Genomic DNA, 23655 nt, shown 5'->3' on the forward strand with positions numbered 1-23655 from the left:
GAATAAAACAAATGAAACGCTCTACCATTGATTTGTGGGTCGGCATTTTCGTCGCCCTCGGCATCGCCGCCGTCGTCTTCCTGTCGCTGAAGGTTGCCAACCTGACGCCGCAGAGCGCGTCGCAAACCTACATCGTCTACGCCGATTTCGACAACGTCGGCGGCCTGAAGGTGAAGGCCCCGGTCAAGGAAGCCGGCGTGCTGGTGGGCCGCGTGTCCGACATCCGCCTGGACCCGAAGACTTACCGCGCCCGCGTCGCGCTGAACATCGACAAGACCTACCAGCTCAGCGACGACGTCAGCGCCTCGATCCTGACCTCCGGCCTGCTGGGCGAGCAATACATAGGCCTGCAGCAAGGCGGCTCGGAAACCAATCTGGCGCCCGGCGGAACCATCACCATCACCTCGTCGGCGCTGGTGCTGGAACAGTTGATCGGTAAATTCATGACCGGATTTACCGGCAAAGACGCAAGCAAATAGCGTCGCAAGCGGGGCCAACCCTCCTCGCGGCACCGCGTGCCGCCCGACTAGTGAAAAATGGAATGTCGCAAATGAAGAAACTGCTTACCCTGTTCTGTCTGATGCTGGGCCTGTCCTCCACCCAGGCTCTGGCCGCCGCCGACAACCCGGTAGAGCTGATCAAGGACGGCTCGCGCCAAGTGCTCGACATCCTGAAGCAGGACAACGGCAAGAACACCAAACAAGTGCGCCAGCAGGCCGAAGCCGTCGCCGTGCCGCTGTTCGACTTCCCGCGCATGACCGCGCTGGCGGTCGGCCTGGGCTGGCGCCAGGCGTCGCCGGATCAGCGCAATGAGCTGACCCAGCAGTTCCAGACCCTGCTGGTGCGCACCTACTCCACCACCATGACCCGCTTCAAGACCGCCCAGGTCAATGTGCAGCCCAACCCGGTGGCCGGCACCAACGGCAAGGACGTCACCGTGAAATCCAGCGTCACCCTGCCGGGCAACACCAATCCGGTGTCCGTCGACTACGTGCTGAACAAGGGCGACAAGGGTTGGAAGATCTACAACGTCAGCGTGGAAGGCGCCAGCCTGGTGACCGTGTACCGCAACAGCTTCAACGAGGAAATCCGCAAGAACGGCGTGGACGGCCTGATCAAGCTGCTGCAGGACAAGAACGCCGGCCCGGCATCTGCCGCTGCGGCCGCCAAGGGCAAGGGCTGATGCTGAACGCCACCGCCCCCGGCGCGGCCAGCCTGTCCGGCCGCATCGACATGGACAGCTGCGCCGGCTTGGCGCGGCCGCTGGTCCAGCTGGCGGCCCAGGGGCCGCTGCGGCTGGACCTGTCCGGCGTGGAAGCCGCAGACTCCGCCGCGCTGGCGCTGCTGCTGTCGGCGCGCCGCGCCGCCGCCGCCGCCGGCCACGCCCTGACGCTGTCCGGCATGCCCGCCGGCCTCGCCACGCTGGCCGGCCTGTACGACCTGGAGGCGCTGCTTTGCGCCGGAGAATGACCATGCGCCCCGCCCGATTCCTGGCCCCCGCCGCGCTACTGCTGCTGCTGGCAGGCTGCGCCAGCCACCCCACCACCGCTTACGACCCGTACGAGCCGTACAACCGCGCGATGTTCACGGTTAACGACAAAGCCGATCAATGGGTGATCAAGCCGGTGGCCCAGGGTTACCAGGCCGTGGTGCCATCGCCGATCCGCACCGGAGTAGGCAACTTCTTCGACAACCTGAAGGATGTCTACAGCTTCGCCTTCAACATCCTGCGCGCCGAGCCGGAAAAAGCCGCCAACGACTTCATGCGCGTGGCGATGAACACCGGCTTCGGCCTGTTCGGCCTGATCGACATCGCCGACCAAGCCGGCTTGAAGAACAACAAGACCTCGTTGGGCGATGTGATGGTCTCCTGGGGCTGGAAGAACAGCAATTACTTCGTACTGCCCTTCTTCGGCCCGTCGACGGTGCGCGACAGCACCGGCCTCGCCACCTCGCTGGCCGGCCCCGGCCCGGAAAAGCTGGTCTACCACAACACCAACGAAGCCATTGCCTTCTACAGCGTCTACGGCGTCAACACCCGCGCCAAGCTGCTGGGCGCCGACAATTTATTGGACACCGCCGCGGTGGACCGTTACAGCTATACCCGCGACCTCTATATGCAATACCGCGCCAAACAGCTGGGCCAGCCGGACCCGACCCAGCCGGTGGACAACTTCAATCTGGACGACCTGGTGAACGGCGGCGACAGTTCCGCCCCGGCGGCAGAACGCAAAGCCGCGCCGGCGGAAGCCTCCGCGCCCGCCGCCGCGTCTGCCGCGCAATAAGCGCCTACCTCGTCCCCATGCCGCTGCCGTCCCCCGGACGGCGGCGTTTTTCTTTTTCAAAACACAGGAGCCGCCATGAGCCAATTGCCCGCCTGTCCGCAATGCGGATCGGAATACACCTACCAGGACGGCGCGCTGTTCGTGTGCCCGGAGTGCGCGCATGAATGGAGCGACCAGCCCGCCGCCGCGGCTGAGGAACAACGCGTGGTGCGCGACGCTGTCGGCAACGTATTGCAGGACGGCGACAGCGTCACCGTGATCAAGGACCTGAAGGTCAAGGGATCGTCGCTGGTGGTCAAGGTCGGCACCAAGGTGAAGAACATCCGTCTGGTGGACGGCGACCATGACATCGACTGCAAGATAGACGGCATCGGCGCGATGGGCCTGAAGTCGGAGTTCGTCAAGAAAGCCTGACCCGCGCGGCGGATGCCGGCGATCGACGAAGGCGGCCCCGGGCCGCCTTTTTTCATCCCCTCTATACTCATGACAACTCCATCGCCAAGCGCCGACACCGATGATCCGCGTATTGTCCGGACTATGCGCCGGCCTGTGGCTATGCCAGGCCGCCGCCCAGCCTCCCGCCGTCCGCCTGTGCCATGAAGACGCGCCATCCTATCCCTGGCTGCTGGAAAACGGCCGCGGCCTCAGCCAGATCATGATGGGCATGGTGGCAGACCGGCTTGGCATCGCGATCCAGACCGAAGCGCTGCCCTGGGTGCGCTGCATGGCCGAGGTCAAGGCCGGCCGCCTGGACGGCCTGTACAAGGTCAGCTACGCGCCGGAGCGGATGGCGCTGGGCGAGTTTCCGCTGAAGCACGGCCAACCCGACGCCGCGCTGCGCATGCTGACCGACAGCTACCATCTCTACCGCGCCAGAAACGGCCATCTGGGCTGGGACGGCCGCCATATCGCCCACGCGGACAGGGGCATCGCCGCCCAGGCCGGTTTTTCCATCGTCGGCCAGCTGCAGCAATGGGGCCTGCGGGTGGACAGCAGCTCGCGCAGCGCGGCGGTCATCCTGCGCAAGGTGCTGCTGGGCAGGGTGGACGGCGCGGCGCTGCAAAGCCGGGCGGCGGACGACGCCATCGCCGCCGACCCGTCGCTGCAAAACAAGCTGGACAAGCTGGAGCCGCCGCTGGCGGTCAAACCCTATTACCTGATCTTCTCGCACGATTTCTACCAACGCCAGCCGGCGCTCGCCCGGCGCATATGGGACGCCGTGGCCGAGGTGCGCGCTTCGCCGGCCTACGCCGCCGTCCGCCCCGGCCAGTGAGCGGCGGCAAACGCCGGCGCCGGACAAAAAACGCCGCGGCCCGAAGGTCCGCGGCGTTTTCCGTCATCGACGGCTCTGCGCTCAGCTGACGCGCTCGATCAGCGCGCCGACGGCGCCCAGCTTTTTCTCGATGTACTCGTAGCCGCGGTCCAGGTGGTAGATGCGGTCGACGATGGTCTCGCCCTCGGCCACCAGGCCGGCGATCACCAGGCTGGCGGACGCGCGCAGGTCAGTGGCCATCACGGTGGCGCCGGACAGCTTCTCCACGCCCTTGACGATGGCGGTGTTGCCTTCCACTTCGATGTTGGCGCCCATGCGGTTCAGTTCCGGCACGTGCATGAAGCGGTTTTCGAAGATGGTCTCGGTCACCACGCCGGCGCCCTCGGCCACGCAGTTCAGCGTCATCAGCTGCGCCTGCATGTCGGTCGGGAAGGCCGGGTACGGCAGCGTGCGGAAGTTGACGGCCTTGGGGCGCTGCTTCATGTCCAGCGAGATCCAGTCGTCGCCGCATTCGATCAGCGCGCCGGTTTCGCGCAGCTTGTCCAGCACCGCCTCCATGCTCTGAGGCGCGGCGTTGCGCAACACCACGTGGCCGCGGGTCATCGCGCCGGCCACCAGGAAAGTGCCGGCCTCGATGCGGTCCGGCATCACCGCGTACTCGGCGCCGTGCAGCTTGTCCACGCCCTCGACCACCAGGCGGTCGCTGCCGATGCCGGAAATCCTGGCGCCCATCGCCACCAGGCAGTGGGCCAGGTCGGTCACTTCCGGCTCGCGGGCGGCGTTTTCCAGGATGGTGGTGCCTTCGGCCAGGGTGGCGGCCATCAGCAGGTTTTCGGTTCCGCCGACAGTCACCATGTCCATCACGATGCGGGCGCCGCGCAGACGCTTGGCACGCGCCTTGACGTAGCCGTGTTCGATCGACACTTCCGCGCCCATCGCCACCAGGCCCTTGATGTGCTGGTCCACCGGGCGGCTGCCGATCGCGCAGCCGCCGGGCAGCGACACCGTGGCTTCGCCGAAGCGCGCCAGCGTCGGGCCCAGCACCAGGATGGACGCGCGCATGGTCTTCACCAGCTCGTACGGCGCCACCAGGCTATCCAGCTGCGAAGCGGTGATCTCCACCTCGTGCACATTGTCGGTCATCACCCGCACGCCCATGCCCTGCAGCAGCTTCTGGGTGGTGGCGATGTCGCGCAGCATCGGCACGTTGGTGAAACGCATGGTGTCGCCGGTCAACAGGCCGGCGCAGAGGATGGGCAGCGCGGCGTTCTTGGCACCGGAGACGCGGATCTCGCCATTCAGCGGGCCGTTGCCGATGATTTTCAGTTTATCCATGGTATTGCTTTCAGGCTTGCTGTTTGGCCCACTCGTCCGGCGTGGCCGCCTTGACGATGGAGAGCGCGTGGATTTCGTTGCTGGCCAGGCGGCTGGCGATCACTTCCTTCACCATGCGGTGGCGGTCGATCAGGCGCTTGCCCTCGAAGGCGGCCGACACCACGGTGGCGTAAAAGTGGTGGCCGTCGCCTTCCACTTTCAGGAAAGCACAGTCGAGGCCGGCCTCGATATATTGTTTGACTTGCTCAGGGGTCATCTTGATTGTCCGAATGGCGAATAGGGTTCAGTGGCGCAGCTTGTAGCCGGCGCGGATCATGCCCAGCGCCAGCGCGCACAGCAGCGCGAAGCTGCCGGCCGCCACGCCGGCCGACAGCCAGGGATTGACGTCGGCCTGGCCGAAGAAACCGTAGCGGAAGCCGTCGATCATGTAGAACACCGGGTTGGCGTGCGACACGGCGTACCAGAACGGCGGCAGGCTGTGGATGGAATAGAACACGCCTGACAGGAAAGTCAGCGGCATGATCAAAAAGTTCTGGAAGGCGGCCAACTGGTCGAATTTTTCCGCCCAGATGCCGGCGATCACACCCAGCGCGCCCAGCACGCCGCAGCCGAGCACCGCGAAGACCAGCGCCCACAGCGGCTGGGCCGGCAACGGCAGGCCGAACCAGGCGGTGACGGCGAGCACGCCGGCGCCCACCGCCAGGCCGCGCACGATCGAGGCCAGCAGATAGGCGAAGAAGAACTCGGCCGCGGTCAGCGGCGGCAGCAGCAGGAACACGATGTTGCCGGTGATCTTGGACTGGATCAGGCTGGACGAGCTGTTGGCGAAGGCGTTCTGCGCCATCGACATCATCGCCAGGCCCGGGATCAGGAAGGCGGTGTAGTCGACGCCGGGATAGGCCTCGACATGCTTGGACAGCACGTGGGCGAAGATCAGCTGGTACATCAGCGCGGTCAGCACCGGCGCCGCCACGGTCTGGAACGCCACTTTCCAGAAGCGCACCAGTTCCTTCTTGAACAGGGTGAAGAAGCCGGTCATGCCGCGCCTCCATTCATCATCTTGACGAACACGCTTTCCAGATCCGCCTCCACCACGTTCAGTTCGCGCACTTCCACGCCGGCCAGGCGCAGCTCGGCGAGCACGCCCTCCAGCTCGGACAGCTCGGCCAGCTGCAGCACCGCGCGGCCGTCGTCGTCGCGCAGCTTGCGCGGCGCGAGGCTCGCGGGCAGCGGGCCGGACAGCTTGACCGCCACTTCGCGGCTCGCGCTGTGGGCCAGCAGCTTGTCCTTGTTCTCCAACGCCAGCAGCCTGCCCTTCTTCAGCATGGCGATGCGGCCGCACAAGGCCTCGGCTTCTTCCAGATAGTGGGTGGTCAGCACGATGGTGGTGCCGGCGCGGTTCAGTTCCTGGACGAAGGTCCACAGGCTCTGGCGCAGCTCGACGTCGACGCCGGCGGTGGGCTCGTCCAGCACCACCACGGGCGGGCGGTGCACCAGCGCCTGCGCCACCATCACCCGGCGCTTCATGCCGCCGGACAAGGCGCGCATATTGCTGTCGGCCTTGTCGGCCAGGCCCAGCTTGAACAGCAGCTCGTCGATCCAGGCCTCGTTGCGGGCCAGGCCGAAGTAGCCGGATTGAAAGCGCAGCGTCTCGCGCACCGACAGGAAGGGATCGAACACCAGCTCCTGCGGCACCACGCCGAGCGCGCGCCGCGCGTCGCGGAAGTCGCGCACCACGTCGCGGCCCATCACCCGGATGCTGCCGCTGTCGGGGCGGGCCAGGCCGGCCAGCGCCGAGATCAGCGTGGTCTTGCCGGCGCCGTTGGGGCCGAGCAAGGCGAAGAATTCGCCGGGCTCGACAGCGAAGCTCACCCGGTCCAGCGCCTGCAGCTGGCCGTAGCGCTTGCTGACGGCCTCGATTTCGATTGCGTGGGACATGAAAACCATGGGGCCACCAAGGCGATGCCGTCCGGATGAACGCGCGCTAGTGGCTTGAGAAAAAAGCGCAATTATAGCGCCGGCTCAGCCGCAAGTGGTAAGTTGTTCCATCACCGGCGGCAGGAAAATGCCGCGGTACAAATACTGCAACAGCCGGCTGGCGGCCAGGGTGGCGTCCGGACACGGCATCTCCACCAGCAGCCGGTTCATCAGGCCGTCGTGCAGCGACTGCAGCGCCACCGCCACTTCGTCCGGATCGACGCAATCGTAGGTCTGTCCCCGCTCCTTGGCGGCCCGCACCACCTGGCTCAGCATCCCGCGCGCCTCGTGCATGTGGGCGACGCATTCCTCGTGGATCGGCGCCAGTTCGCCGACGTGCTCGCTGCGCATGAACAGGATCAGCAGGATGCGCCTCACCTGCGGATTATGCTCGATCAGCGCCAGCAGACGGTGGCTGTGCTGCCACAGCGCCTGGGCCGGATCGGTGTTGGCGACAAGCAACAATTGCTCGCGCATGTCGTCGAACGACGGCGACACCCGGTCCAGCATCGCGCGGTACAGATCCAATTTGTTCTGGAAGTGCCAGTACACCGCGCCCCGGGTCAAGCCGGCGGCGGTGGCGATTTCCGCCAGCGTGGTGCGCGACACGCCCTGCTCGCTGAACAGCTGTTCGGCGGCGTCCAGCAGCAGCTGGCGGGTCTGTTCCGCTTCCTCACGTGTTTTCCGTGCCATTCCTGATTCTTTACGCTAGTACTAATTAATGAATTTTAACGCCTATCCCTAGCCGATATCGCAAAGCTGTTACATGACTCGACATTTCTTCATTTTACATACAGACGCGTATGTATGTAAAATGCGCAGACTCGGGGATATGACACCTCAGACCATTCCCCCAATAACAAAGTAATTCTCCATTACCTTTCCGGATTCTGCTTTCGAGGACTCGAAACCATGCAAGCAAGTGCAGTTTTCCCGCGCGCCGCGCGCGGGCTGATGCTGGGCGTAGTGGCCGCCAGCCTGGCGGCCTGCGGCCAGAAACCCGACGCCCAAGCCGGCGGCGCGATGCCGCCGGTGCCGGTAGCCGTGATCAAGGCGCAGCCGGCCGACGTGCCGGTGTCGTACGAATTCGTCGGCCAGGCGGCCGGCTCGCGCGAAGTGGAAGTGCGCGCCCGCGTCGGCGGCATCCTGCAGAAGCGCGCCTACGCCGAAGGCAAGCCGGTGAAGGCCGGCGACCTGCTGTTCCAGATCGACCCCGAGCCGTTCAAGGCGGCGCTGGACCAGGCCAAGGCGAACCTGCAGGTGCAGCAGGCGCAGCTGGCCCGCACCAAGCAGGACTACGAGCGCATCATGCCGCTGTTCAAGGAGAACGCGGTCAGCCAGAAGGACCGCGACGACTCCGTGGCCGCCTACAACGCCGCCAAGGCCTCCACCGCCGCCGCGCAGGCTCAGGTGGAACAGGCGCAGATCAATCTGGGCTACACCCGCGTCACCGCGCCGATCTCCGGCATCACCAGCCAGGAAGCCCGCTCCGAGGGCAGCCTGGTGGCGACCAGCGCCGACGCCAGCCTGCTGACCAAGATCTCGCAGCTGGACCCGATCTACGTCAACTTCAGCATGTCCGACGGCGACATGCTGAACCTGCGCAAGATGCAGCACGCCGGCAAGCTGAAGCTGGCCAACGGCGGCGGTTTCGAAGTCCAGCTCAAGCTGCCCGACGGCAGCATGTACGGCAAGTCCGGCCATCTGAACTTCACCGACAGCCTGGTGGACACCACCACCGGCACCATCCGCTCGCGCGCCACCTTCGCCAATCCGCAAGGCGGCATCCTGCCCGGCCAGTTCGTCCGCGTGCAGCTGAACGGCGCGGTGCGCACCGCGGCCATCACCGTACCCCAGCGCGCGGTGCTGACCACGCAGCAGGGCAAGATGGTTTGGGTGGTCACCGCCGAAGGCAAGGCCGCGCCGCGTCCCATCGTCACCTCGCAGGAAGTGGGCATGGACGTGCTGGTCGAGCAGGGTCTGAAGGCCGGCGACCAGGTCGTCGTCGACAACATCATCAAGCTGCGTCCGGGCGCCGAGGTCAAGCCTCACCCGTTCCAGGCCGACGCCAGCGCGCCGGCCGCCGCGGCCAAGCAGTAAACCAGGGGGAACCTGATACATGTTTTCCGCTTTCTTCATCCGGCGGCCGATCTTCGCCAGCGTGATCTCCATCGTGATCATGCTGGCGGGCCTGGCCGCCATCAAGGCGCTGCCTATCCAGCAGTACCCTGAAATCGTGCCGCCGGTGGTGAACGTCACCGCCAGCTATCCGGGCGCTTCCGCCGAAGTGATCGCCAACACCGTGGCCGCGCCGCTGGAACAGGCGATCAACGGCGTGGACGACATGCTGTACGTGCAGTCCAACAGCGCCAGCAACGGCACGCTGTCGCTGACCGTGTCGTTCAAGATCGGCACCAACGCCGACCAGGCCACCATCAACGTCAACAACCGCGTGCAATCGGTGCTGTCGCAGCTGCCGGAAGAAGTGCGGCGCCAGGGCGTCAACGTGCGCAAGAAGTCCGCCACCATCTTGCAGGTGGTGTCGCTGTTCTCGCCCGACAACAGCCACGACACGCTGTTCATCAGCAACTACGCGCTCTTGAACGTGGTGGACGAGCTGAAGCGGGTGCAGGGCGTGGGCGACGTGGTGAACTTCGCCGGCCAGGACTACTCGATGCGGATCTGGCTGAAGCCGGACAAGCTGGCGCAGCTGAAGCTGACCCCCAGCGACGTGGCCGCCGCCATCCGCGAGCAGAACTCGCAGTTCGCCGCCGGCAAGCTGGGCGCCGAGCCGACGCCGCAGAAGCTGGACTTCACCTACACCGTGACCACCAAGGGCCGCCTGTCGGAGCCCGAGGAGTTCGAGAACATCATCGTGCGCGCCAATCCGGACGGCTCCGCGGTGAAGCTGAAGGACGTGGCCCGCGTCGAGCTGGGCGCGCTGTCCTACGACTTCCACGGCAAGCACAACGGCAAGGCCACCATCCCGATCGGCATCTTCCTGGCGCCGGGCGCCAACCAGCTGGCCACCGCGCAGGCGGTGGAAACCGAGATGCTGCGCCTGTCGAAGAGCTTCCCGACCGGCCTGTCCTACGGCATCCCGTACGACACCACCAAGTTCGTCGAAGTATCGATCGAGGAGGTGTACAAGACGCTGGGCGAAGCCATGGTGCTGGTATTCCTGGTGGTATTCCTGTTCCTGCAAAACTGGCGCGCCACGCTGATTCCCTGCCTGGCGGTGCCGGTATCCATCGTCGGCGCCTTCGCCGGCATGTACGCCTTCGGCTTCACCATCAACACGCTGACGCTGTTCGGCCTGGTGCTGGCCATCGGCATCGTGGTGGACGACGCCATCGTGGTGCTGGAGAACGTCGAGCGCCTGATGACGCAAGAAGGGCTGTCGCCGCGCGATGCCAGCCTGAAGGCGATGAAGGAAGTGTCCGGCGCGCTGGTGGCCATCGTGCTGGTGCTGTGCTCGGTATTCATTCCGGTAGCCTTCCTGGGCGGCATCGCCGGCCAGATGTACAAGCAGTTCGCGATGACCATCGCGGTGTCGGTGGTGATTTCCGGCATCGTGGCGCTGACGCTGACCCCGGCGCTGTGCGCGCTGATCCTGAAGGCCGAACACCAGCATCCGAACCGCTTCTTCACCTGGTTCAACAACTGGTTCGACCGCCTGACCGAGCGCTACGCCGGCGGCGTGGCCTTCATCAACAAGCGCGCGCTGCTGGCGGTGCTGCTGTTCGGCGGCCTGATCGCCGCCTCCGCCGGCCTGTTCCGCGTCATCCCGTCCAGCTTGGCGCCGGACGAGGACCAGGGCTACATCCTGGCCGCGGCCTTCCTGCCCGACGGCGCGTCGCTGACCCGCACCGCCGCCACCATGGACAAGCTGGACGCCATGATGGCCAAGAACCCCGCGGTGCAGGACCGGATGACCTTCGCCGGCTTCGACATCCTGTCCGGCGGCAACAAGACCAACGCCGGCGTGTCCTTCATCGTGCTCAAGCCGTGGGATGAGCGCAAGTCGCCGGAGCTGTCGTCGATGGCGGTGGTGAAGGATGTATTCGGCAAAGGCGCGATGGGCATCAGCGACGGCATCGTGCTGGCCTTCAACCCGCCGCCGATCTCCGGCATGTCCAACACCGGCGGTTTCGAAGCCTATGTGCAGGACCGCGCCGGCCGCACCCCGGCCGAGCTGGGCGACATCACCAAGAAGATGGTGGCCGCCGCCGCCAAGCGTCCGGAGCTGAAGGGCGTGCAAACCACCTTCTCCGCCAGCGTGCCGCAGGTCTTCGTGCAACTGGACCGCGACAAGGCCAAGGCGCTGGGCGTGCCGATCAACAGCGTATTCGACACCATGCAGAGCACCTTCGGCGCGCTGTACGTGAACGACTTCAACAAGTTCGGCCGCACCTTCCGCGTGCAGCTGCAGTCCGAAGCGCCGTTCCGCACCAAGGTGGATGATCTGCGCAACGTCTACGTGCGCTCGCAGACCGGCCAGATGATCCCGCTGACCGCGCTGGTGAACATCCAGCAAACCACCGGCCCGGAAACGCTGGAACGCTTCAACGTGTTCCCGGCGGCCAAGCTGGTGGGCGGCCCGGCGCCGGGCTACAGCTCCGGCCAGGCGCTGACCGCGCTGGAAGAAGTGGCCAAGGAAACGCTGCCCGAGGGCTATAGCCTGGCCTGGACCGGCTCCGCCTTCCAGGAAAAATCGACCAGCGGATCGTCCGTTCTGGTGTTCGGCTTCGGCATGATCATGGTGTTCCTGATCCTGGCGGCGCAGTACGAACGCTGGAGCCTGCCGATCTCGGTGCTGATGGCGGTGCCCTTCGCCGTGTTCGGCGCGCTGATGGCCAACTGGCTGCGCGGCCTGGCCAACGACGTGTACTTCCAGGTGGCGCTGGTGACGCTGATCGGCCTATCGGCCAAGAACGCGATCCTGATCGTCGAGTTCGCGGTGCAGCAGATGGAGGAAGGCATGGAAGCGGTGGACGCAGCGATGCAAGCCGCCCGCCTGCGCTTCCGCCCGATCGTGATGACCTCGCTGGCCTTCGTGCTGGGTTGCGTGCCGCTGGCCATTTCCAGCGGCGCCGGCTCCGCCAGCCGCCACTCGATCGGCACCGGCGTGATCGGCGGCATGCTGGCCGCCACCTTCATCGCCACCTTCTTCATTCCGCTGTTCTTCATCCTGATCATGAAGCTCAGCAAACAGAACAAGCCTCAGCAAAACGCCGAGGCCGGAGGAAACGCAGATGCTTAAGCGGGCCCTGATCCCCACCTTGCTGGCGCTGGCCGTATCCGCCTGCGCGGTGGGCCCCGACTACAGCCGGCCCAAGGTCGAGCTGCCGGAGGCCCAGGCCGGCGCCCAGGCGCCGGCGGTGGACGCCGACTGGTGGAAACGCTTCGACGACCCGGTGCTGAACCAGCTGATCGAGGAAGCCGTCAAGAGCAACCTCGACCTGCAGGCCGCCGCCGCCCGCGTCGATCAGGCCGCGGCGCAGGCCGGCATCGCCCGCGCGGCGCTGCTGCCTCAGCTTAACGCCAACGCCGGCTACCAGAGCGGCCGCACCTCGCAGCAGCTCGCCACCCCGGGCGCGCCGCTGGTCAACGACGTCCGCGCCGCCAACCTGACCGCCTCATGGGAGCTGGACCTGTGGGGCAAGCTGCGCCGCAGCAACGAGGCGGCGCGCGCCAGTTACCAGGCCAGCCGCTATGACCGCGACGCCGCCCAGCTGTCGCTGGCGGCCCAGGTGGCGCAAACCTACTTCCAGATGCGGGCGCTGGACGCCCAGCTGGACATCGCCAAGCGCACGCTGCAAAGCCGCGAGGAATCGCTGAAACTGCAGACCAAGCGCTTTCACGGCGGCCTGATCTCCGAGCTGGACCAGCGCCAGGCCGAGGTGGAGGCCGCGTCGGCCCGCGCCTCCGTGCCGCAGTTCGCCCGTTCGCTGGAGCAGACCGAAACCGCGCTCGGCGTGCTGCTGGGCCACAGCCCCAAACAGCTGGTCGACAACAGCCTGATCCGCGGCAAGGACATCAACAGCCTGGCCAGCCCGCCCGACGTGCCGGCCGACCTGCCGTCCAGCCTGCTGGAGCGCCGGCCCGACGTCGCCTCCAGCGAGCAGCAGCTGATCGCCGCCAACGCCCGCATCGGCGTGGCCAAGGCCGCCTACTTCCCCAGCATCAACCTGACCGGCGCGCTGGGCTCGCAGAGCCTGTCGCTGGACAGCCTGTTCACCGGCCCCACCCGCACCTGGAGCTTCGCCGGCAACCTGGCCGCGCCTATCTTCAACTTCGGCGCCACCGGCTATAACGTGGACGCCGCGACGGCCGGCCAGAAGCAGGCGCTGGCGCAGTACCAAAAGACGGTGCAGTCGGCGTTCAAGGACGCGCTGGATTCGCTGTCCGCCAACAGCGCCTCCCGCGACATCCTGCAGGCGCAAACCACCCAGGCGACGGCGCTGAACCGCACGCTGAAGCTGGCCGGCCTGCGCTACGACAACGGCTACGCCAGCTACCTGGACGTGCTGGACGCGCAGCGCAACAGCTTCCAGGCCGAGCTGAACCTGGTCAACGCCAAGCTGGACAAACTCAACACCACCATCGGCGTCTACAAGGCGCTGGGCGGGGGGTGGGAGGGGGAGAAGCGGTAACGTTTTCCCGCTGCTTGAATGGAAAAACCTGCCAGGAGACCGGCAGGTTTTTTTATAACTAACGACAACAAGTCTTCCGTCAAACTACCTCATCCAGCTCCGTCACCGTCTGCGCCTTGCCAATCCGCTCCATCATGGCGCGCAACCGGGCAATAGCGGTATCTACCTGCTGCAACTTCTGCCCCGCCTCGGTCCTTAGCGCATCCGCAGGTACCGCGCCGCCCAGCATCAAAGTGAGAAGCTCTCTTACCGCTCGATGCTGATCGGTCTCCAGCCGACCGATCTCACCTTGGCAGCGCGCTATTCTGGCTTGGCGCTGCTGCTCGATGGACAGCGCCGGGCCGTCAACCAGGACCGGACAACCATTGCCATCCGACTGGATAAGCTTGCCCGCCTCCTGACCGCGAAACAGCGCCTCATACACAGAGACCTCCACCTGGACGACATCCGCGGGGTAGCCTTCTCCATGGATCTCGCTATCGTAGAAACCACCCGTTCCGGCAGAATAAAAAATCGTCATTTCGCTCTCCTCAGTTATCAATATCCAATCGCGATCCAGTCGAATGCCGTTCTTTCGCCCACGCCGGAAGAGCCAAATGTCTGGGTATAACCAATCGTCGCCTTTTCCTTTGATCGCCCCCCTACCCAGAAATAGCCTTCTTGTGTCTGGCTGTTGACACTATTCTCATTGCCGTTGACCATGATGGAGAAGCATGCCGATGGGAAGCTCGTCCGGAATGTGATCTCGCCCGTCGTGAATAGCGGGCTGTTAAAACTACTCGGCAGTCCTAATGTTGCCAATAAACTCCCCTGCCCCCACTGGATGATCAGGCCGCTGGGCAACCGCTGGTAACCATTCCCCTCCATCACACCGGAGAAAACCAGGTTGCCGCTGTGCCAGAGTTGCTGCCATGGCTGCCAGGCCTGATCATTCCAGGCTGTGCGTAGCCAAACAGACATTCCACCATGCGTTGTATAGATTTGTGTAACTCCACCAACACTTCCTCTTGGACTACCCCGCATAACTTGCAACGTCCCCCAGAAATAACTAGCTGGAGGAGCGTTTAGTCCATTAAAAGTCGTATCAACAATAGAATAAACGCCAGGCTCAAGCAGAGTATTCCAGTCCACCTTATCCATTGGTTGACCTTGCGTGCGGAATGCATCCACCTTCGACGCAAACTTATCGTCTAAAAACCCATAAGATGAAGTCCATACCCGGCCTGCGTTGCTAACTTGAAATACTCGCGTCGAGTCAATGTGCAGGAATAGATTATTTGTTCCCATATTGGCACTGCTACCCGATGTATCAGCAAATAGCCCAGTATCCCCATCCGAACCGAATGCAAAACCTGAGCTAGAGTCATCTCCCGACGGCAAACCTTTACTTGCGCGAAAGGCAGTGGCCCACACTCGGTTACCGGCATCCTTACTAGCCGCATCTGCAATACCATACCCTGCCAGCGTGGTCGGTTTACCGGTGGATATCTTGCTCCAGTCATGCGCCGGCACGTCGTCGCCGGTCATTTGCCTAGCCTTGGTAACGCGGCCCTTCGCATCCACGGTCACGATGCCGTAATCGCCCGGCTCCACGCCGCTGTCGCGCAGCGTCAGTTGGCCGCTGACATCGCGGCTGCCATCGAAGACGACATTCCAGCTACCGTCGCCGGTCGCCTCGATCTTGCGCGCGGCGCTCAGCTTGGCCGCGTTGCCGGCAGGTTGCTTGCCGCTCGCTAGTTGCTCGACCTGGTCTTTCAGATAGACGGTGCGGTTGGCAAGCTGCTTGCCTTGCAGATTGTCAATGCCGTCCGGCCCGGCCAGCACCGGGTCGGAGGTTTCCAGTTGATAGATGCCGGGCTCCCAAAACAGCTTTTCCTGCAGATTGGCCATGTCATTCCTCACGGTCATGAATAGTGATGAACTGCCGACCCGCAGGCGGCAGAAGCGAAATCAAGACCGTGGCGATGAACGCATGCCTTCCCGTCCAAACGCCTGAGCCGCGCCAGGTGCGCGGCAAAAACCGGCCTCAGACAGAGGCCGGCTTTCCGGTCAGGACGACATGGTGCCCAAGCGCGCGGCGCGCGGATTGGAACGGGATTTAGGAAAGGGGTTGACGACTTCCGTCTATCCGGCGAGATGCTCAGGCGGGCTGCGCGGGCCATGCGCTGTCCGCCAGCGACGGCCAACCTGCTTGCTGCGGCAGGCGGGATAAATCGACGCAGTAGCGTTTCCACTCCGCCAGCTTGGCCTGTTCCGCAGCGCTGGCGATGCCCAACTCCACCGCGTCCTCCAAAGGCTTGCGCAACTGCAAAGCCGCTGACAACCGCTGCTGTTGCCGCAATTGCGCCGCCGCCGTCTGGGCCGCCCGTTGCGCCGCGTCGTCCACCATCCATGCATCGTCCTTCCACACGGCGAAAGCAGGAGGTTGCTGCATCGTGGCATTCAGGCTGTCCGGCGTATCGCCGATTTTCGGCATGACCAGCTGAGCCGTCTGTTTGCTCCACAACGGCGTAGCGCGCCAATCAACCTGCAAGGCCCACGCGCCATCGCAGAAAACAGCAACCTGACGCTCTCCTGCCTGCGGCGGCTGTTGCTCGCTTGTGAAACCCGGGATCAGCCAGACCTCCTCCGCATCCAGCGGCGAGCGATCCGCCGACGCCAGGCCCAAATACTCGCCGGTTTGCGGGTGATAGCTGTAAACGATTTTCTGTTGCTGCATGGCGAATCTCCTCAGTATTTGACGCAGGCGAGCAGGGCGATGTTGCGGGGGCGGGTGGAACCATAGCCAAAATTCCAGCCATTGCTATCCAAATCAGGATGAACTTCCTGGCCAGGAATCCAGGCTCGGCTCATCTGATACCACAGCTTGCTGACCGGATCCGCGCCTAAGTCTTGATATCCATCTAGCGCGTTATCGGTCGCATGAATTGGCGTGCCTACGCAAATCGCGCCCAGTGTTGGATCCGAAAAAGTCAGCGTTCCCTTTTGCCATGAACCGAATGCCCGCTTTTCCACATCTTTGCGGCTGTCGCTCCAGCCACGGATGAATTCGCCGCACAAATTGGGCAAATAGAACTTCCCGGCATCCGAGGCAAGCTGATAACCCGCTTGGGCAGTCGGCAGCGCGAAATTGCCGGCATAACGGCACACTTTGCTGACTTTCCAGTCCTGATAGTAAGCGGTGGCCGAGCCGGCGATCCCCGGCGAGCTGCCATCCACGCCGAACACCAGCGTATTGTCCGGAATCGTCACTCGGGTCGCGCTGGCCAGGCTCCAAACTTGCGCGCCGTCGACAAACAGGCGGTAAGCGGCTCCGTCATAGCTGAAGGCGATGTGATACCAGCGCGGCGAAGCGAAGACGCCGGCCGTACCCAACGCAGCGTTCGCAAAGAAATTGCCGCCATTGCTCAGCCAAACCATCGGCGCGCGGCTAGCCCGGTCGATGGCTACAGTGATTTCGCCCGCCACGCTGGAAGCATTCATGCTGACGACCCAGGCCGCACTATAACCGTTGGATCCACCGGTTCCGGCGAAAGTCGGATAATGCCAGCCCTCGATGGTGAAGGCATTGGCATTGAACGCGTCAGTCAGACCGAAGGTCGCATAACCGCCGCCAGCCACAGTCTTCAGGCTGGCGCCGCCAAACTTGGCCTGCTCGGTGGACATGTCCGTGCCGCCGTACACAATCAGTTGCTTGTTCCAGACGCGGTCCAGCAGGGTGTCCGCGGCATCCAGCCTCAGCATCGCTTGAACGGCGGGATCCACCGGAGCGAAGGTCTGGCCAATCGCCGCGTACAGATTGCCGTAAGTGGACTGGGAAACCTGGGCGCCATTCGCCCTCAGCCAACCATCAGGAGCATTCGGCATGGAGAAATAGGCAACTTGCCCCGTCGGCGCGGCAGCGCCGCTGACCTGCCCACCGCTCAGCAAAGGCAAGCCATTCACCAGCTCGAACACCACGTCCAACTGCGCATCGGCACTGTCCGCCTTGTCCCCTCGATATCGCTCCAGGCCCTGGCCTTCGCCACATCCCGCCCGGCCTATCAACAAATAGGCGCTGCGATACTGGAATTTGTCGCTGGCAAACACCGCGCTGCTGGCGCCGCAGCGATACAGCGCCTGCGGCAGGCCGCCAGTCAGGCGATTGCCCTGCGGCTCATCCCAGGTGTAAACAATTACCGTCGCGCCATCCGGAGCCGCATTGAGCCAATCCGCCGCAGCCTTGTCCTGGCCATTCCCGCCGCACACATCGAATGTGGCGGAACGGCTGACTGCTCCGGCAGCATCCAACTGCACCATGTTGTAACTGCGGGCCACAGGTCCTACGCCCACCCCGTCGATCTCAACCCCGGAAACGCCATTTTTCGCCGAATAGCCACCCGCGCGCACGCGTATCATCCGACGGCCATTCACTCTGGCCGCCACCTTGGCCAGATCGTTAGCGCTGGCGGCATCGGCAATGCCGTAGCCGGCCAGCGTAGTCGCCTTGTCGGCCTTGCCTGCCAGCATCTTGGTCATCGATGCCGCGTAGTTGGCGTCATTGCCCAGGGCGGCCGCCAGTTCCTGCAAGGTATTCAACGCGCCCGGCGCACCGGAAACGATGCCATCCACAGCCACCTTCAAATCAGATTTACTGGCCCCATCCGTGATGCCGTACCCCGCCAGCGTCGTCGCCTTGTCCGCCTTGCCCGTCAGCTTGCCGTCCACCGTCGCCGAATACTTGGGGTCGTTGTTCACCGCCGCCGCCAGCTCCTGCAGCGTGTTCAAGTTGGCCGGCGCGCCGGCCACCAGGCCATTAACCGCAGTTTGCAAATCGTTCTTGCTGGCGGCATCGCCGATGCCATACCCCGCCAGCGTGGTCGGCTTGCCGGTGGATATCTTGTTCCAGTCGTGCGCCGGCACGTCGTCGCCGGCCATTTGCCGGCCTGCGGTGACCCGTCCTTTCCCATCCACGGTCACCATGCCGTAGCTGCCCGGCGCCACGCCGCTATCGCGCAGGGTCATCGCCGCGCTGGCGTTGCCGCTGCCATCGAACATCACGTTCCAATTGCCGTCGCCAGTCATCGCGATGTTGCGCGGCGTTTTCAGCCTATCGGCGAACTCCGCCACCAGCGCGCCGGAAACCAGATCATCTATCTGTTTTTTCAGATAGGCGGTGCGGTTAGCCAACTGCTTGGCTTGCACGTTGTCCACCCCATCCGGCCCGGCCAATACCGGGTCGGAGGTTTCCAGTTGATAAATACCCGGTTCCCAGGCGGATTTTTCTTGCAGATTGGCCATCAGGCAGTCCCTCGGTTGAATTGCTTGTTGCGGCGGATGACGCCGTTGTGGCGGTTGGCCACAGCTTGGTACTCCAGGCTGGCCAGCTGGCAACGCGCCGGCGCGTACAGCGCCAGCATGCGGCGCAGCTGGGCGGCCTGGTCGTTGGTGATGGGCTGGTTCAGCAGCACCCGGTATTGGTTCCAGCTGTTCGGGTCGCCATGGACGTAGTAGCCGTTGCGGCGGATGAGGCCGTCGCGGCGCTGGCCGGCCAGGCCCTCGATCAGCCCAACCTCGCCCAGGCCCAGGCGGCGGATCACCTCGCGTATCGCCCACGGCGTGCCCTTGTAGCGGTGCAGCTCGTTGGCGCTGTGCAGCAACGCGCGGCGTGCGTCGTCGGACTCGGCCAGCGTCCAGCCTTCCTCGCCGTGGATATGGAATTGCTCGGCCAGCAGCGGCAGCACGTCCGGCTGCACGGTGTCGATCAGGTTGACCAGGAACACCGACAGATCAAGGCCCGACACCCGCTCGGTGAGCTGGGACAGCGGCCCGAAGCGCTGGTCGCGCGCCAGGATGGAGGGAACGGCGTCAGTCATCGCGCGCGCCTCCTGGCTGGGAATATCCGCCCGTCGCCGCTTGACGGCGCGGGCGAAGGCCGGGTTGCAGATGCATGGAGACCTCCTTGTGTTTGAACGGGGATGAGAGGTGGGACGGAGCGCCTGCGCGGTCCGTAGATGGGAAGGGAGGAATGGCGGCGGAACGGCCGCCGGAGAGAAGTCAGCGGGCGTGCATAGCTACTCGCAGCACGGCCAGCGAACGGCAAACGCAATGGAGGGATGCCGGCTGCGGAATCACAGGTTCGAGACTTGGCTGAACATCCTGTTGCAACTTCACAGAATGGAAATCAAGAGTGCTTGAAGGGACGCGTGCGCCGGGTTCGGAAACAGGGAGAAGGGACATGGACAGGCTCCTTGAAGCCAGGAGAGAAAAGCAGGGATGGGCCAGAAGACCAGCATGGCCCAAGCAAGAAAGGGAACGGAAACCGCCAAGCGGAAAACCTAGAGATCAAGCGGGATAAAAATCAGAAACAACAGAGGAATAAGCCAAGAGGGGGAGCAGTGACAAGGGCGCGGGAAGCCCTGTTTTGACAAAACAGAGGGGGACCGCCGGGCATCAAGCTGAGCCCGACGGCAAAATCAAGTCTAGTGTGGGCATGACGGAAGTGGGCCGCCGCCATGCATCAGCCTTACTGCATCAAACCATACCAGCCAGTATGTGGCCGGTAGCTCAGGCGGGAAGCTGCGGCCAGGCGATCTGGCCCACATCGGCGATGGTTTCGGGCAAATCGCGCAACGCTTGGCGGTATTTGACCCATGTTGCCTTCTGATCGGCCGTCAGTGCGACATCCTGCACCTGGGTCCAGTCGCAAGCGCGCAACCGTTCATCACGCTCAATACGCAAAGTTTGCAGAACAGTCGCTTTGCGCGCATCGGCAATCGCCTGTTCGCTGGCGCCAAAAACATCCCGCGCCTCCTGTTCAGATACATTCAAAATCTCCCCTCGCGGGGTTTGCACGGAACGCAGCAGCATGACAGCTCCTTAAATATTGGCAATCGGGCTAGGAATGGAGATGGCGGAGCTCCAGATCGGATCGACAGTCGTCAACGGGGATACCTTGACCCCACCTCCTTTGTATGGCGCTGCCGCATCCGGGTACAAAATAGAATCCGGCTGCATCAAGGGCTTCAGCCCCTCCGTTCCTCCATACAACTTACCTTGGCCCAAGTCAAAATCAGCCAGGAAGTCATAATGCATGCCGCCTCCGCGCAGCCAAACCACGCGGCCAATCAAATCCGTGCGCACCTTGGCGACAGCTTGGTGATAGGCGAAACCATAGTATTCAGCCCTTGTCATCCAGAAGTCAGACCAAGCGGAACCACGAATCGACAGTTCCAGCAACAGTCCGGCAACATGGTCAGTACCAAGCGAAGACGGATGTGCTGCGTTGTAATCACGAAAGATCACCAGCCTGCCGCATTTTTCATACGGGCTAGCCCAGATCGGAACAGGATAGTAGGTATTAGCATCCCCCCCGACCTCCACGCTATAACGGAACGGCAGCGTCATCTCGTTGCGAGCGTTCTGCCGCCACGCATCCAGCTCAGCCGTCTTGGCCGCCACCTTGGCGTCGATGTCGGCTTGCTTGCCGGCGACGGTGCTGGTCAGATTATTCGATGCCGTCACCAGGGCGGCGACCTGTTGCTCCAGACTCATGGTCTCTCCTTCACTTGGGATTCAAAACACTGCGTTGCAGGGTCAGGCATTGCAGCTGGATCAACGCCGCAGCCTGGGCAGTGGCCAGTTCGGCCAGATCGTCGCGGTATTGCTGGCCGCGCCGGTCGAGGTTCAACAGCGCATCGTCATGCCGGTTCAGGCGGCCATCGTGGACGGCCAGGGCTTGTTCGGCACGCTCCTGGCGCAGCTGCTGCGCGCTCAGCTCGCCATCGCGTTTGAGGCCGCGCGCCATCTCGTCTATCTGCGCCGCGCCCAGGCTAGCCAGCTCCTCGCCCAGCGCCAGACTCAAGCCGGCGCCGGTCGACTGGACCGTCACACTGCCCGCCGGCACGCCGGACAGGGTCAGGTCGAAGGCCAGCAGCAACTCCAGTCCGGCCTGCTTGTAAGCCAGCGCCTGCTTCGGATCGGACCAGATAGCCAGCGGCTGGCCGCCTTCCAGGATGAAAGCCACCTCGCGCACCCAGAATTCGGTCTGGTCGCTGGCCAACGCGGTCAGATGCAGCTGGCGCGGGCCCTGGCTCTGGCCATCGGCGATCGGGTAACGAACGATCTCGTTGCGCAAACCGGTTTGGCCCGCATCCGGCTGGTAGCCGGCATCGCCGAGCGCGACATGGGTGATCCTGAGCTGGACGCCGTCATGGCTGGCCAGCTGAATCGCGGCCAAGCCGCCATCCAGGATCTGCGGAATCAATGGGCTACTGCTCATCGCGGTTCATCTCCATTGGAAAACGCGCCACCGCCAACGGTGCCAAAACACCAGCAAAGCGCAGCGGCTGCGATAAAGGTTTGGCCGGATTCGGCCGACACTCGGCGCCGTTGCGGTTCAGCGCCCTCCCCCGCATGGCGCCGGCCCAACGCAACGACTGGTTGAATACCGCACCGATCTTGAAGCCGTAACTGCTGCGCGCGGGTTTGACATGCTCGATCATTCGCCTCAACCGGGCATACAACTCTGGATTGAGCAGCGCCTGATCCGACATCAGGTTGTCATTGGCCCAGGCGGTGAGCTCGAAGGTATAAGGCTGGCTGGAGCCGGGCTGCTCCCACCACTCTTTCAGCTCAATCTCGATGCCCAGCACCCGGAACACCTCGTTCACCGCCCAGCGCGTGCCCTTGTAGCGGTGTAGTTCGATCGCGCGCTTGATCAGCTCGCGCTGCTGCGTCTCGCCGGCGGCCAAGAGCCAGCCTTCGTCGCCGGACACGTGGAACTGCTCGGCCAGCAGCGGCAGCAGCTTGGGCTGCGCGCAGTCCACCAGGTTGACCAGCAGATCCAGGGTGTCGAAGCGGCCTTGCGTCTGCGGATTGGCCTCGTCCCCGCGCGGCACGCCCAGGCGGCGGGTCAGCTCGGCCAGCGGGCCTAAGCGGGCGTCCCGCGCCAACAGGCCCGGCGTCGCGTCCTTAGCCATTGTTGAGGCTGTCCACGGTCAGGCCCGCGATGCCGTTGGTGCAGTGCGCCCAGCCGTAGGACGGCACTTTCTGGACGGCGGCCGGCTGCTGCAGATTCACCTGGTACACGCCCGGCACCGACAGCGCCGCCACCAGCTGCGACGGCACGATGTCGTTGCCCAGCTTGGCCTGCTGGGTTTGCAGGTAGGCTTGCAGCGCATCCTGCGCGCGCTGCAGCACCTGCTTGGCGTCGGAGCCGGCATAGAGCTGCAAGCTGGCCGCCACCTGGTAGGCGAACTCCACCGGCGGCTTCACCGACACCCTGTCGGTCAGCGGCCGCACGCGATCGGCGCTGCAGGTGTTGGCCACCTTGGCCCGCAGGTCGTCGCTGGGCAGCCCGCCGCTCACCAGCGGATACAGCCAGACTTCGCCCGGCTGCGGCACATCCTCCGGTTTGCCGCCCTCTTCCAGATTGTTGGCGCTGACCACCGCCACATCGACGATGCTTTGGTCGGCGCGCAGCGCGTGGTGGCGATAGGCGGCGGCGCTGCCTGCCACGCTGAACGATTCCGGCGCCAGGCGGATGCGCTGGCGCAGCCGCTCGTCGTCCTCGGCGTCGGCGCCGCCGGCGCTGACTTCCGTGTTCCTGACGGCCACGCTCACGCTCAGGTCGTCCACCAGCTGGTTGATGGCGCCCGGCTCCTGGCCGTTGCCGTCCATGCCCGGCTCCACCGCCACCACGGCCAGCGTCACCGGCACCTCCTGGTCTTTCAGGATGTTCACCACCGCCTCATCGATGGTCTGGAACTGGATGTCGCCGCGGCCGGCCACCAGCGTCTGCCGCTTGATGACCACCGTCTGCGGCGCGCCGGCCGCGAAGGTGAAGCTCACCTTGCTGCGCGCCGGCTGCGCCGGCAAGCGGGTGACGCCCACCAGCTCGCCCAGGTAGTCCAGCATCGGCGCGCGGGCGAAGGCCACCAGGTTTTGCCGCCCGGCGTCATTGAAGACGGCGCGGGCCACGCTTTCGCGGTAGGCGATCAGGTCGATCAGCAGCCGCTCCACCTGGCCCGGATACAGCGTCTTGCCGGCCATGTTCTGGTAGGCGGTGATCAGCTCGTTGGTGATTTGCTGCGGATCGTCGTCGATAAACTTCGGAAGGTCGGTCGTCGTCTGATTCATGGCTCTTGTC

Annotated in this window: 24 protein-coding genes; 9 read left to right on the top strand and 15 right to left on the bottom strand. The window is 64.3% G+C overall.

Translation table 11 applies throughout. The features are described 5' to 3' along the window. Positions 1 to 11 precede the first annotated feature (11 nt). The 6 genes from mlaD (at position 12) to BKX93_RS13190 (ending at position 3558) form a co-directional block, all read left to right on the top strand. Positions 12 to 479 carry an outer membrane lipid asymmetry maintenance protein MlaD gene (gene mlaD, locus BKX93_RS13165; protein ID WP_046157958.1) on the top strand — a complete coding sequence of 156 codons (468 nt, stop codon included), beginning with the start codon at positions 12 to 14 and terminating at the stop codon, positions 477 to 479. 71 nt (positions 480 to 550) lie between these two features. Further along, complete coding sequence (locus BKX93_RS13170) at positions 551 to 1183, top strand: MlaC/ttg2D family ABC transporter substrate-binding protein (protein ID WP_070980153.1); 633 nt, start codon at positions 551 to 553, stop codon at positions 1181 to 1183. Continuing rightward, positions 1183 to 1470: an STAS domain-containing protein gene (locus BKX93_RS13175; RefSeq protein ID WP_052717641.1), complete on the top strand. Its 288-nt coding sequence runs from the start codon at positions 1183 to 1185 to the stop codon at positions 1468 to 1470. The genes BKX93_RS13170 and BKX93_RS13175 overlap by 1 nt, the downstream gene beginning before the upstream one ends. A 2-nt stretch (positions 1471 to 1472) precedes the next feature. Next, positions 1473 to 2285, top strand: coding sequence for an MlaA family lipoprotein (locus BKX93_RS13180; RefSeq protein ID WP_070980155.1), 813 nt, complete (start codon positions 1473 to 1475; stop codon positions 2283 to 2285). A gap of 75 nt (positions 2286 to 2360) precedes the next feature. Continuing rightward, positions 2361 to 2699, top strand: coding sequence for a zinc ribbon domain-containing protein YjdM (locus BKX93_RS13185; protein WP_021475023.1), 339 nt, complete (start codon positions 2361 to 2363; stop codon positions 2697 to 2699). Positions 2700 to 2799: 100 nt separating this feature from the next. Continuing rightward, positions 2800 to 3558 (top strand): type 2 periplasmic-binding domain-containing protein, encoded by a 759-nt coding sequence (locus BKX93_RS13190; protein ID WP_052729348.1) that lies wholly within the window; start codon positions 2800 to 2802, stop codon positions 3556 to 3558. An 81-nt stretch (positions 3559 to 3639) separates the two neighbouring features. Here BKX93_RS13190 and murA read toward each other — a convergent pair whose 3' ends face one another. The 5 genes from murA to BKX93_RS13215 all read right to left on the bottom strand — a co-directional run bounded on the left by murA (position 3640) and on the right by BKX93_RS13215 (position 7563). Beyond that, complete coding sequence (gene murA, locus BKX93_RS13195; RefSeq protein WP_046157955.1) at positions 3640 to 4893, bottom strand: UDP-N-acetylglucosamine 1-carboxyvinyltransferase; 1254 nt, start codon at positions 4891 to 4893, stop codon at positions 3640 to 3642. Between the two features lie 10 nt (positions 4894 to 4903). After that, a complete protein-coding gene (locus BKX93_RS13200) occupies positions 4904 to 5149 on the bottom strand; it encodes a BolA family protein (RefSeq protein ID WP_046157954.1) in 246 nt (81 codons plus the stop codon). Positions 5150 to 5176: 27 nt separating this feature from the next. Then, positions 5177 to 5932 (bottom strand): ABC transporter permease, encoded by a 756-nt coding sequence (locus BKX93_RS13205; protein ID WP_070980157.1) that lies wholly within the window; start codon positions 5930 to 5932, stop codon positions 5177 to 5179. Next, positions 5929 to 6831 carry an ABC transporter ATP-binding protein gene (locus tag BKX93_RS13210; protein WP_046157983.1) on the bottom strand — a complete coding sequence of 301 codons (903 nt, stop codon included), beginning with the start codon at positions 6829 to 6831 and terminating at the stop codon, positions 5929 to 5931. Before BKX93_RS13210 ends, BKX93_RS13205 begins: the two co-directional genes overlap by 4 nt. Positions 6832 to 6915: 84 nt before the next feature. Beyond that, positions 6916 to 7563: a TetR family transcriptional regulator gene (locus BKX93_RS13215; RefSeq protein ID WP_070980159.1), complete on the bottom strand. Its 648-nt coding sequence runs from the start codon at positions 7561 to 7563 to the stop codon at positions 6916 to 6918. A 219-nt stretch (positions 7564 to 7782) separates the two neighbouring features. On the opposite strand from BKX93_RS13215, the gene BKX93_RS13220 reads away from it, so the two are divergent. Genes BKX93_RS13220 through BKX93_RS13230 form a run of 3 tightly spaced genes read left to right on the top strand, consistent with a single transcriptional unit; the run spans position 7783 to position 13526 of the window. Beyond that, the gene (locus BKX93_RS13220) at positions 7783 to 8970 is read left to right on the top strand and encodes an efflux RND transporter periplasmic adaptor subunit (protein ID WP_046168385.1); all 1188 of its coding nucleotides are present in this window, start codon (positions 7783 to 7785) and stop codon (positions 8968 to 8970) included. Between the two features lie 19 nt (positions 8971 to 8989). Beyond that, entirely contained in the window at positions 8990 to 12133 is a 3144-nt protein-coding gene (locus BKX93_RS13225) for an efflux RND transporter permease subunit (protein WP_070980160.1), read from the top strand. Beyond that, positions 12126 to 13526: an efflux transporter outer membrane subunit gene (locus BKX93_RS13230; RefSeq protein ID WP_070980162.1), complete on the top strand. Its 1401-nt coding sequence runs from the start codon at positions 12126 to 12128 to the stop codon at positions 13524 to 13526. Before BKX93_RS13225 ends, BKX93_RS13230 begins: the two co-directional genes overlap by 8 nt. Positions 13527 to 13605: 79 nt before the next feature. Here BKX93_RS13230 and BKX93_RS13235 read toward each other — a convergent pair whose 3' ends face one another. From BKX93_RS13235 to BKX93_RS13280, 10 genes are all read right to left on the bottom strand, one after another. Continuing rightward, complete coding sequence (locus tag BKX93_RS13235; protein ID WP_070980164.1) at positions 13606 to 14046, bottom strand: tail fiber assembly protein; 441 nt, start codon at positions 14044 to 14046, stop codon at positions 13606 to 13608. 17 nt (positions 14047 to 14063) lie between these two features. Beyond that, on the bottom strand, positions 14064 to 15416 hold the full coding sequence (locus tag BKX93_RS24720; protein ID WP_070980165.1) for a pyocin knob domain-containing protein: 1353 nt from the start codon (positions 15414 to 15416) through the stop codon (positions 14064 to 14066). A gap of 250 nt (positions 15417 to 15666) precedes the next feature. Further along, positions 15667 to 16245 carry a tail fiber assembly protein gene (locus BKX93_RS13245; RefSeq protein WP_070980167.1) on the bottom strand — a complete coding sequence of 193 codons (579 nt, stop codon included), beginning with the start codon at positions 16243 to 16245 and terminating at the stop codon, positions 15667 to 15669. An 11-nt stretch (positions 16246 to 16256) separates the two neighbouring features. Beyond that, positions 16257 to 18710 (bottom strand): tail fiber protein, encoded by a 2454-nt coding sequence (locus tag BKX93_RS13250; protein WP_186009421.1) that lies wholly within the window; start codon positions 18708 to 18710, stop codon positions 16257 to 16259. A gap of 95 nt (positions 18711 to 18805) precedes the next feature. Beyond that, positions 18806 to 19381 (bottom strand): phage tail protein, encoded by a 576-nt coding sequence (locus BKX93_RS13255; protein WP_070980170.1) that lies wholly within the window; start codon positions 19379 to 19381, stop codon positions 18806 to 18808. 691 nt (positions 19382 to 20072) lie between these two features. Continuing rightward, complete coding sequence (locus BKX93_RS24000) at positions 20073 to 20375, bottom strand: tail fiber assembly protein (RefSeq protein WP_083340545.1); 303 nt, start codon at positions 20373 to 20375, stop codon at positions 20073 to 20075. 9 nt (positions 20376 to 20384) lie between these two features. Further along, positions 20385 to 21059, bottom strand: a complete 675-nt coding sequence (locus BKX93_RS13265; protein WP_070980172.1) for a hypothetical protein — start codon at positions 21057 to 21059, stop codon at positions 20385 to 20387. Between the two features lie 10 nt (positions 21060 to 21069). Continuing rightward, the gene (locus BKX93_RS13270; RefSeq protein ID WP_070980173.1) at positions 21070 to 21786 is read right to left on the bottom strand and encodes a phage tail-collar fiber domain-containing protein; all 717 of its coding nucleotides are present in this window, start codon (positions 21784 to 21786) and stop codon (positions 21070 to 21072) included. Next, positions 21776 to 22486 carry a phage tail protein I gene (locus BKX93_RS13275; RefSeq protein ID WP_070980175.1) on the bottom strand — a complete coding sequence of 237 codons (711 nt, stop codon included), beginning with the start codon at positions 22484 to 22486 and terminating at the stop codon, positions 21776 to 21778. Before BKX93_RS13275 ends, BKX93_RS13270 begins: the two co-directional genes overlap by 11 nt. Further along, positions 22479 to 23645, bottom strand: a complete 1167-nt coding sequence (locus BKX93_RS13280; RefSeq protein WP_070980177.1) for a baseplate assembly protein — start codon at positions 23643 to 23645, stop codon at positions 22479 to 22481. The genes BKX93_RS13275 and BKX93_RS13280 overlap by 8 nt, the downstream gene beginning before the upstream one ends. Between the last annotated feature and the right edge of the window lie 10 nt (positions 23646 to 23655).

Origin of the sequence: Chromobacterium vaccinii, assembly GCF_001855275.1 — a bacterium.
Classification (GTDB): Bacteria; Pseudomonadota; Gammaproteobacteria; order Burkholderiales; family Chromobacteriaceae; genus Chromobacterium; species Chromobacterium vaccinii.

What these genes read in the sequence shown, in the direction of transcription:
- BKX93_RS13190 (WP_052729348.1), top strand. Translation starts at nt 2,800, where the DNA reads ATGATCCGCGTATTGTCCGGACTATGCGCCGGCCTGTGGCTATGCCAG.
- BKX93_RS13220 (WP_046168385.1), top strand. Translation starts at nt 7,783, where the DNA reads ATGCAAGCAAGTGCAGTTTTCCCGCGCGCCGCGCGCGGGCTGATGCTG.
- BKX93_RS13280 (WP_070980177.1), bottom strand. Translation starts at nt 23,645, where the DNA reads ATGAATCAGACGACGACCGACCTTCCGAAGTTTATCGACGACGATCCG.
- BKX93_RS13235 (WP_070980164.1), bottom strand. Translation starts at nt 14,046, where the DNA reads ATGACGATTTTTTATTCTGCCGGAACGGGTGGTTTCTACGATAGCGAG.
- BKX93_RS13180 (WP_070980155.1), top strand. Translation starts at nt 1,473, where the DNA reads ATGCGCCCCGCCCGATTCCTGGCCCCCGCCGCGCTACTGCTGCTGCTG.
- BKX93_RS13275 (WP_070980175.1), bottom strand. Translation starts at nt 22,486, where the DNA reads ATGGCTAAGGACGCGACGCCGGGCCTGTTGGCGCGGGACGCCCGCTTA.
- BKX93_RS24000 (WP_083340545.1), bottom strand. Translation starts at nt 20,375, where the DNA reads ATGCTGCTGCGTTCCGTGCAAACCCCGCGAGGGGAGATTTTGAATGTA.
- BKX93_RS13230 (WP_070980162.1), top strand. Translation starts at nt 12,126, where the DNA reads ATGCTTAAGCGGGCCCTGATCCCCACCTTGCTGGCGCTGGCCGTATCC.
- BKX93_RS13170 (WP_070980153.1), top strand. Translation starts at nt 551, where the DNA reads ATGAAGAAACTGCTTACCCTGTTCTGTCTGATGCTGGGCCTGTCCTCC.
- BKX93_RS13205 (WP_070980157.1), bottom strand. Translation starts at nt 5,932, where the DNA reads ATGACCGGCTTCTTCACCCTGTTCAAGAAGGAACTGGTGCGCTTCTGG.
- BKX93_RS13185 (WP_021475023.1), top strand. Translation starts at nt 2,361, where the DNA reads ATGAGCCAATTGCCCGCCTGTCCGCAATGCGGATCGGAATACACCTAC.
- BKX93_RS13270 (WP_070980173.1), bottom strand. Translation starts at nt 21,786, where the DNA reads ATGAGCAGTAGCCCATTGATTCCGCAGATCCTGGATGGCGGCTTGGCC.
- BKX93_RS13175 (WP_052717641.1), top strand. Translation starts at nt 1,183, where the DNA reads ATGCTGAACGCCACCGCCCCCGGCGCGGCCAGCCTGTCCGGCCGCATC.
- BKX93_RS13245 (WP_070980167.1), bottom strand. Translation starts at nt 16,245, where the DNA reads ATGCAGCAACAGAAAATCGTTTACAGCTATCACCCGCAAACCGGCGAG.
- murA (WP_046157955.1), bottom strand. Translation starts at nt 4,893, where the DNA reads ATGGATAAACTGAAAATCATCGGCAACGGCCCGCTGAATGGCGAGATC.
- BKX93_RS13215 (WP_070980159.1), bottom strand. Translation starts at nt 7,563, where the DNA reads ATGGCACGGAAAACACGTGAGGAAGCGGAACAGACCCGCCAGCTGCTG.
- mlaD (WP_046157958.1), top strand. Translation starts at nt 12, where the DNA reads ATGAAACGCTCTACCATTGATTTGTGGGTCGGCATTTTCGTCGCCCTC.
- BKX93_RS13225 (WP_070980160.1), top strand. Translation starts at nt 8,990, where the DNA reads ATGTTTTCCGCTTTCTTCATCCGGCGGCCGATCTTCGCCAGCGTGATC.
- BKX93_RS13265 (WP_070980172.1), bottom strand. Translation starts at nt 21,059, where the DNA reads ATGAGTCTGGAGCAACAGGTCGCCGCCCTGGTGACGGCATCGAATAAT.
- BKX93_RS13255 (WP_070980170.1), bottom strand. Translation starts at nt 19,381, where the DNA reads ATGACTGACGCCGTTCCCTCCATCCTGGCGCGCGACCAGCGCTTCGGG.
- BKX93_RS13200 (WP_046157954.1), bottom strand. Translation starts at nt 5,149, where the DNA reads ATGACCCCTGAGCAAGTCAAACAATATATCGAGGCCGGCCTCGACTGT.
- BKX93_RS24720 (WP_070980165.1), bottom strand. Translation starts at nt 15,416, where the DNA reads ATGGCCAATCTGCAGGAAAAGCTGTTTTGGGAGCCCGGCATCTATCAA.
- BKX93_RS13210 (WP_046157983.1), bottom strand. Translation starts at nt 6,831, where the DNA reads ATGTCCCACGCAATCGAAATCGAGGCCGTCAGCAAGCGCTACGGCCAG.